This is a genomic window from Mesorhizobium sp. M1A.F.Ca.IN.022.07.1.1 (genome assembly GCF_003997575.1).
In the GTDB taxonomy this organism is placed as follows: Bacteria; Pseudomonadota; Alphaproteobacteria; order Rhizobiales; family Rhizobiaceae; genus Mesorhizobium.
On sequence record NZ_RZST01000295.1, the window covers coordinates 1 to 7,401 of the forward strand.

At 64.3% G+C, this 7,401-nt stretch carries 7 protein-coding genes and 1 pseudogene; 2 read left to right on the forward strand and 6 right to left on the reverse strand.

Going from position 1 to position 7,401, the window contains the following annotated elements:
* Window positions 1-129: DUF6101 family protein (locus tag EOA75_RS35205; protein ID WP_245466732.1), on the forward strand; the 129-nt coding region annotated here is incomplete at its 5' end.
* A gap of 165 nt (window positions 130-294) precedes the next feature.
* On the opposite strand, the gene ubiA is transcribed toward EOA75_RS35205, so the two are convergent.
* Window positions 295-1,278, reverse strand: coding sequence for a 4-hydroxybenzoate octaprenyltransferase (gene ubiA, locus EOA75_RS25400; protein WP_127325444.1), 984 nt, complete (start codon window positions 1,276-1,278; stop codon window positions 295-297).
* A 51-nt stretch (window positions 1,279-1,329) separates the two neighbouring features.
* Window positions 1,330-1,548 carry a hypothetical protein gene (locus EOA75_RS25405; protein ID WP_067327823.1) on the reverse strand — a complete coding sequence of 73 codons (219 nt, stop codon included), beginning with the start codon at window positions 1,546-1,548 and terminating at the stop codon, window positions 1,330-1,332.
* A gap of 134 nt (window positions 1,549-1,682) precedes the next feature.
* Between EOA75_RS25405 and purD the strand changes: the two genes are divergently transcribed.
* On the forward strand, window positions 1,683-2,963 hold the full coding sequence (purD, locus tag EOA75_RS25410) for a phosphoribosylamine--glycine ligase (RefSeq protein WP_127325445.1): 1,281 nt from the start codon (window positions 1,683-1,685) through the stop codon (window positions 2,961-2,963).
* 102 nt (window positions 2,964-3,065) lie between these two features.
* On the opposite strand, the gene EOA75_RS25415 is transcribed toward purD, so the two are convergent.
* The 4 genes and pseudogenes from EOA75_RS25415 to EOA75_RS25430 all read right to left on the reverse strand — a co-directional run.
* The gene (locus EOA75_RS25415; RefSeq protein WP_127325446.1) at window positions 3,066-4,433 is read right to left on the reverse strand and encodes an alpha-glucosidase/alpha-galactosidase; all 1,368 of its coding nucleotides are present in this window, start codon (window positions 4,431-4,433) and stop codon (window positions 3,066-3,068) included.
* Between the two features lie 20 nt (window positions 4,434-4,453).
* Complete coding sequence (locus EOA75_RS25420) at window positions 4,454-6,124, reverse strand: ABC transporter ATP-binding protein (protein ID WP_127325447.1); 1,671 nt, start codon at window positions 6,122-6,124, stop codon at window positions 4,454-4,456.
* Window positions 6,125-6,134: 10 nt separating this feature from the next.
* Window positions 6,135-7,268, reverse strand: coding sequence for an ABC transporter permease (locus EOA75_RS25425; protein WP_095823820.1), 1,134 nt, complete (start codon window positions 7,266-7,268; stop codon window positions 6,135-6,137).
* Window positions 7,269-7,401, reverse strand: a pseudogene (locus EOA75_RS25430) (ABC transporter permease); the annotation flags it as partial.

Genomic DNA, 7,401 nt, shown 5'->3' on the forward strand with positions numbered 1-7,401 from the left:
CCGCCGCAGGAACGCCGCCAGGGCCGTGTCTCCAACATGCGCCGCCCGCGCTTCCTCGCCCGCCGCAGGACCGGCAATCTCGGCCTGCGTCTCGTCGTCGGCGGTGAGGAGATTATCGCGCGCGAATAGCAGCGACCCTTCCCTTCTCCCCCCCTGTGGGAGAAGGTGTCGCCGAAGGCGACGGATGAGGGGTTCTCCAGGAAACGCCGAGCTCTCACTCCGCTGAAACACCCTCAACCGTCTCGGCACTGCGCGCCGATCCACCCTCCCACGACAAGGGGAGAAGGAGAGGCGCTACACCAGCGGCTTCAGCACCACCCAAAACGCCCCGCCGATCAGCCCCAGAAAAATCAGCCAGCCGACCTGGTTGTTCGACTTGAACAGCTTCAGGCACTGATCGGGATCGTTGATGTCGAGCCGGATGATCTGGCGCGCCATATGCGCGCCGGCGGCAATCAGCCCGGCCAGCGCCGGCATCGGCACTTGAGCCGAGGCAAAGGCGATGGCGAAGCAGGCAAGCGTGCCGCCATAGAGCCCGGTGAGCCAGGTCTTCGTGTTGTCGCCGAACAGGCGTGCCGTCGAGCGCACGCCGACGATGGCGTCGTCTTCCTTGTCCTGATGCGCGTAGATCGTGTCGTAGCCGATCACCCACAGGATCGAGCCGATATAGAGCATGATGGCGGGGCCATCGAGATCGCCGAACTCGACCGCCCAGCCCATCAGCGCGCCCCAGGAGAAGGCGAGCCCGAGCACGAATTGCGGCCAATTGGTGATGCGCTTCATGAACGGGTAGATCGCGACAATGGCCAGCGAGGCGATGCCGAGCGGAATGGCGAAGCTGTTGAACTGCAAAAGCACTGCGAGCCCGACCAGCGCCTGGATGATCAGAAACGCCCAGGCCTGGCGGCGCTTCACCTTGCCGGCCGGCAGCGGCCGCGAGCGGGTGCGCTCGACCTTGTTGTCGATGTCTTCGTCGACGATGTCGTTGTAGGTGCAGCCGGCGCCACGCATGGCGACGGCGCCGATGAAAAACAGGAACAGGTACCAGGGCGCGGGCAACAGCGTCAGCAGCGGATCCGTCGGCCGCGGATAGGCGCTGGCCGCAAGAGCCGCCGACCACCAGCAGGGCCACAAGAGCAGCTGCCAGCCGATCGGCCGGTCCCAGCGCGCAAGCTGCGCATAGGGCCACAGCCAGCGCGGCAGCACCCGGTAAACCCAATGGCCGCTCGGCGCGTCCGCGACGCGGCCCTGGGCTGCTTTCGACTGGATGGTTTCCATCGTGCTGGAGTGGCAGCAGCGATGGGCGCCGTCAAGCAGCCGCGTTGTCGCTCAGGCAGTGAAAACATCGTGACTGGCGAACCATGCTTTCGCTGTCTCGATGAAGGCGAGTGCCGCCTTCGATAGGCGCAGGCGCGCGTCGCGGGCGAGAACAATGCGCTGCATGGGAAGCACATCAAGCCCGGCCAGAAGTTGCGCGAGGACTGGTTCCCTGTCGTTTTCCGGAGCTGAGTCGACTTTGGATTGGGCCGGGCGGGATCGGTTTCCCATCGGCAAATTGCCTCATTGCGTCTTGATGTGGGCAATCTTCCCGTGTGCAATCGCCCCCCGAAACGCCAAGATGCCTTGACCCGTCGCCCTTGGACCAATAGCGGGTTCGGGGAGACGATCAGCAAGAGGTGGCCATGAACGTTCTTCTTCTCGGCTCCGGCGGCCGCGAACATGCGCTTGCCTGGAAGATCGCCGCGTCGCCGCTGCTGACGAAGCTCTATGCTTCGCCCGGCAATCCCGGCATCGGCCGTTTCGCCGAACTGGTCAAGCTGGACATCGCCGACCACTCCACTATGGCCGCCTTCTGCCAGGAGAAGAAGATCGACCTCGTCGTGGTCGGTCCGGAAGGGCCGCTGGTGGCTGGCATTGCCGATGATTTGCGCGCCTGGGGCATCCGCGTCTTCGGCCCCTCCAAGGCGGCGGCGCGGCTCGAAGGCTCGAAGGGCTTTACCAAGGATCTTTGCGCCAAGTTCAACATCCCGACCGCAGCCTATGGCCGCTTCGGCGATCTCGCCGCGGCCAAGGCCTATGTCGAAAAGATGGGCGCGCCGATCGTCATCAAGGCTGACGGCCTTGCCGCCGGCAAGGGCGTCACCATCGCCATGAAGCTGGAGGAGGCGCTTGCCGCGCTCGACGCCTGTTTCGACGGCGCTTTTGGCTCCGCCGGCGCCGAGGTCGTCGTCGAGGAATATCTGACCGGCGAGGAGGCGAGCTTCTTCTGCCTCTGCGACGGCGCCACCGCGCTGCCCTTCGGTACCGCGCAGGACCATAAGCGCGTCGGCGACGGCGATACCGGTCCGAACACCGGCGGCATGGGCGCCTATTCGCCGGCGCCGGTGATGACGCCCGAGATGACCGAGCGCACCATGCGCGAGATCATCGAGCCGACGATGCGCGGCATGGCCAATCTCGGCGCGCCTTTCGCCGGCATCCTCTTCGCCGGTTTGATGATCACCGACCAAGGCCCCAAGCTGATCGAGTACAACACCCGCTTCGGCGATCCCGAATGCCAGGTGCTGATGATGCGGCTGAAGGACGACCTGCTCGTCCTGCTCAACGCCGCTGTCGACGGCCAGCTCGCGCACATGTCGGTCCGCTGGAGCGACGACGCGGCCCTGACCGTGGTGATGGCGGCGAGGGGCTATCCCGGCACGCCGGAAAAGGGCTCGGTCATCCGCGGTCTCGACGAGGCCGCCAGCGACGGCGCCGAAATCTTCCACGCGGGCACCGCCATCAATGGCGGCGCGCTCGTCGCCAATGGCGGCCGCGTGCTCAACGTCACCGCAACCGGCGCAACCGTCGGGGAGGCACAAAAAAAGGCCTACGGGGCGACCGATCATATCGACTGGCCGCAGGGTTTCTTCCGCCGCGACATCGGCTGGCGCGCCGTCGAGCGCGAGCAGACCGGCAAATAGGGCATTTCACCGTTTCACGGAAACGGCGAAATCTCCCGTCTATTTGTTTTGACGCAATTTCGGACGGAAAACCGCTTCTCACTTTTCCTGAAATTGCTCTAATCAGGCAGCCTTGCTCTTGCCTGGTCGCGCCCAGGCCGGCAACCAGTCCCCATGCGCTGCAAGCAGGTCGTCGACCAGCGACCAGATCTGATCGAGATCGAGCTCGGCCGCCGTGTGCGGGTCCATCATCGCCGCGTGGTAGATGTGCTCGCGGCTCTCGCTCATCAGCGCCCGCACCGTCAATTCCTGAACATTGATGTTGGTGCGGATCAGCGCCGTCAGCTGCGGCGGCAGCTCGCCGATATAGGTCGGCTGGATGCCGGAAGCATCGACCAGGCACGGCACTTCCGCCGCGCAGTCTAAAGGCAGCGAGGTGATGCAGCCATTGTTGCGGATATTGCCGTAGATGACCGACGGCTCGCCGGTCCACACCGAGTTCATGATCGAGGAGGCATATTCCTTTGACTGCTCGACCTCGATCCGGTCGGCCGAGCGGTAGGCCTCCGCCTGACCCTTCCAGCGTTCGATCTGCTCGATGCACCGCTTCGGATATTCGTCAAGCGGGATGCCGTATTTCTCGATCAGGTCGGGGCGACCTTCCTTGATGAAATAGGGCGTGTATTCGGCGAAATGCTCCGAGCTTTCGGTGACGAAATAGCCGAGCCGGGTCAGCATCTCGTAGCGCACATTGTTGGGGCAGCGCGGGTTCCAGCCGGGCTTCGGCGCGCGGCCTTCGCGATAGGCGCGGACAAGGTCGGGATAGAGGTCGCGGTAGGAGCCGTCCGGCTGGCGATGCTCGAACTTGAGGTAAAACGCCATGTGGTTGATGCCAGCTGCGCGGTAGCGGATCTCCTCATAGGGAAGGTCGAGGTCGTGCGCCAGCTCCATCGCCGTGCCCTGCACCGAATGGCAGAGCCCAACCTGTTTGATCTGGGGGAATTTCGCGGCGATCGCCCAGGTGTTGATCGCCATTGGGTTGACGTATTGCAGCATGATCGCGTCGGGGCAGACGGCGAGCATGTCCTCGCAGATCCTCCACAGATGCGGCACCGTCCTCAGGCCCCGCATGATGCCGCCGACGCCCAGCGTGTCGGCGATCGTCTGGCGCAGGCCATATCTCTTGGGCACCTCGAAGTCGGTGACGGTGCAGGGCTCGTAACCGCCGATCTGGAAGGCGACGACGACGAAATCGGCACCGGACAGCGCCTTGCGTTGGTCGGAATAGGTCTCGGCCTTCGCCTTCACGCCGAGGGTCGCGATCAGCTTGTTGACGACGATGGCGCTCTCTTCCAGCCGCTGCGGGTTGATGTCCATCAAAGCGATCGTCGCGCCCGACAGCGCCGGGCGCTGCAGCACGTCGCCGACAATGTTCTTCATGAACACCGTCGAGCCGGCGCCGATGAAGGTGATCCTGGGATTTCTTGCCACTGTGAGCCTCCGGAATATGGTCACGCCACGTCGAAAGCGGCCCGGACGAGCCGTTCGGTGTAGGCGGTCTTGGGACTGGTGAGGACCTCGTCTACGGGCCCCTGTTCGACGATCTTGCCGTGCTGCATGACGATCACGCGGTGGCAGAGCGCCCGCACCACCTTGAGGTCGTGCGAGATGAAGAGATAGCTCAAGCCGCGCTCGTCCTGCAGCTTGCGCAGCAGGTCGATGATCTGCGCCTGGACGGAAAGGTCGAGCGCCGATGTCGGCTCGTCGAGCAGGATGAATTCCGGCTCCAGTGCGATGGCCCGCGCGATCGCGATGCGCTGCCGCTGGCCGCCCGAAAATTCGTGCGGAAACCGCGACAGGATATCGCCGGGCATGCCGGCGCTGACCAGCGCCTCACGCACCCGCTCGATCCGCTCGCGCCGTGTGGCCCCGATCCTGTTCACGACCAGGCCTTCCTCGATGATCTGGCCGATCGTCATGCGCGGGTTGAGCGAGGAGAACGGATCCTGGAAGACGATCTGCATGCGCGAGCGCAGCGGCCGCATCTCGGCGCGCGTGAGATCCTGGATCGGCTGGCCGTCGAAACGGATCTCGCCGCGCCTGGCGTCGAGCAGCCGAAGCAGCGCCTGGCCGAAAGTGGTCTTGCCGGAACCGGATTCGCCGACCAGGCCCAGCGTCTCGTGACGGCAAAGTTTGAGGTCGAGATCGTCGACCGCAACCAACTCGCGCCAGTCCGGCTTCAGGAACGTACCGTGCCGCAGCGTGAAACAGACGCGCACGCCGTTCGCCTCGAGGATCGTGCTGGACTTTTCGGGCAGCGGCTTCGGCCGGCCGTGTGGTTCGGATGCGAGCAGCCGCTTTGTGTAGGGATGCTGCGGATCGGCGAAGAGCCGCTCGGTGACGTTATGCTCGCGCATTTCGCCATGCTGCATGACATAGACATAGTCGGAGAATTTGTGCACGACGGCAAGATCGTGCGTGATCAGAACCACCGCCATCCGCATTTCTTTCTGCAGATTGCGGATCAGGTTGAGGATCTGCGCCTGGACGGTGACGTCGAGCGCGGTGGTCGGCTCGTCGGCGATCAGCACATCGGGCTCGTTGGCCAAGGCCATGGCGATCATGACGCGCTGCCGCTGGCCACCGGAGAGCTGGTGCGGATACTGCTTGAGGCGTGCTTCGGGTTCGGGAATCTGGACATGCCGCAAAAGCTCGAGCGCTCGCGCCCAGGCCTCTTTGCGGCTCACCTTGCGGTGCACCCTGATCGCTTCGACGATCTGGCTGCCGACCGAATAGATCGGGTTGAGCGAGCTCATTGGCTCCTGGAAGATCATCGAGATGCGGTTGCCGCGCAGCTTGCGCCGGGCGCTCTCGGCGAATTTCAGGATGTTCTGTCCGAGATAGTCGACGCTTGACCTCGGCGATACCGTTGCCCGCCGCGACAAGAGCCCCATGACGGTGCGCGCGGTCACCGATTTGCCGGAACCGGATTCGCCGACGATCGCGATCGTCTCGCCGCGATAGAGCTGGAACGAGACGTCCTTAACCGCCTCGACGATGCCGTGCTCGACCTTGAAGGCGACTTCGATGTTGCGGGCGTCGATGACCGGCTGGTCGTGGCGTCCGTCATGGTCGAGCCGGACGGCGGGTGCGAAGGATTGGGCGAGCGCGATCGTCGTCATTCCTGCCACCTCAATAGGGATCGACGGCATCGCGCAGGCCGTCGCCCAGCGCGTTGAAGGCAAAGACGGTGACCAGCACGAAGCCGACCGGCGACAGGATCCAGGGATAGGTGCCGATGACCGAATAGGTCGCGGTGTCCTGCAGCATCAGCCCCCAGGAGATCAGCGGTGGCTTCACCGCGAAGCCGAGGAAGCCGAGGAAGGATTCCAGAAGCACCACCGTTGGGATCGCCAGCGTCACGGCGACGATCACGTGGCTCATCACATTGGGAAAGATGTGCTGGATGATGATCCGCCGATCGGTGGCGCCCACCGCCATGGCCGCGCGCACATAGTCGATGCGCGCCAGCGCCAGCGTCTTGCCGCGTACCTCGCGCGACATCTGCGCCCAGCCAAGCGCCGACATGACGATGATGACGAAGGCGAGAAAGACATTGGTCGGCGCGGTGACCGGGATCAGCGTCGTCAGCGCCAGGTAAAGCGGCAGTTGCGGGAAGGCGAGCACCAGTTCGACGAAGCGCTGCATCCAGACATCGAACCGGCCGCCGAAATAGCCGGACACCATGCCGACACTGGTTCCGATCAGGGTGATGATGAAGACCACCGTCAGCGCGATCATCAGTGAGACGCGCGAACCAAGGATGGCGCGCGACAGCACATCACGGCCGAACTTGTCGGTGCCGAGGAAATGCACCGGCTGGCCGTCCATCGAGCCGAAGAAATGCCGGTTCGCCGGGATGAGGCCGAAGAGTTTGTAGGGCGCGCCCTCGACGAAGAAGCCGAGCAGTCGTGGATGATCGTAATCGGGGCCGACGATCGGCTGGAAGGTCACGGGGTCGAGGTCGGTCGATTCGGCCAGCGCGTAAATTCTTGGCCGCGCGCCGAAGTTGCCGTCCTTGTCGTGAAAGCTAGCCATCTGCGGCGGCGCGAAGGCGATATCGGTCGCTTTCGGGTCGAGAGGCGCGAGGAATTCCGCGAAAAGGGTCATGAGAAGCAGCAGCACGACCAGGCATAGCCCGGCCATGCCGGTCCAGGAGCGCTTCAGCCGGCGCCAGACAAGCGCGATGTAGCTCTCGTTGCCATGCGCGGCCGGAATCGCGGCTCCTTCGGTGGGTGGCGGGGGTGAGGGATCGCGGGCCAGCATCTAGTGTTCCCCGAACTGGCGCACGCGGGGGTCGAGCAGGACCAGCAGCATGTCGGCGATGATGTTGCCGACGATCAGCGTCGCCGACAGAACCATCATGAAGGTTGCGGTCACATAGACATCGCCCACCGCC

Coding starts and splice junctions, on each gene's coding strand:
- EOA75_RS25420 (WP_127325447.1), bottom strand. CDS start 6,124: ATGACGACGATCGCGCTCGCCCAATCCTTCGCACCCGCCGTCCGGCTC.
- purD (WP_127325445.1), top strand. CDS start 1,683: ATGAACGTTCTTCTTCTCGGCTCCGGCGGCCGCGAACATGCGCTTGCC.
- EOA75_RS25425 (WP_095823820.1), bottom strand. CDS start 7,268: ATGCTGGCCCGCGATCCCTCACCCCCGCCACCCACCGAAGGAGCCGCG.
- EOA75_RS25405 (WP_067327823.1), bottom strand. CDS start 1,548: ATGGGAAACCGATCCCGCCCGGCCCAATCCAAAGTCGACTCAGCTCCG.
- ubiA (WP_127325444.1), bottom strand. CDS start 1,278: ATGGAAACCATCCAGTCGAAAGCAGCCCAGGGCCGCGTCGCGGACGCG.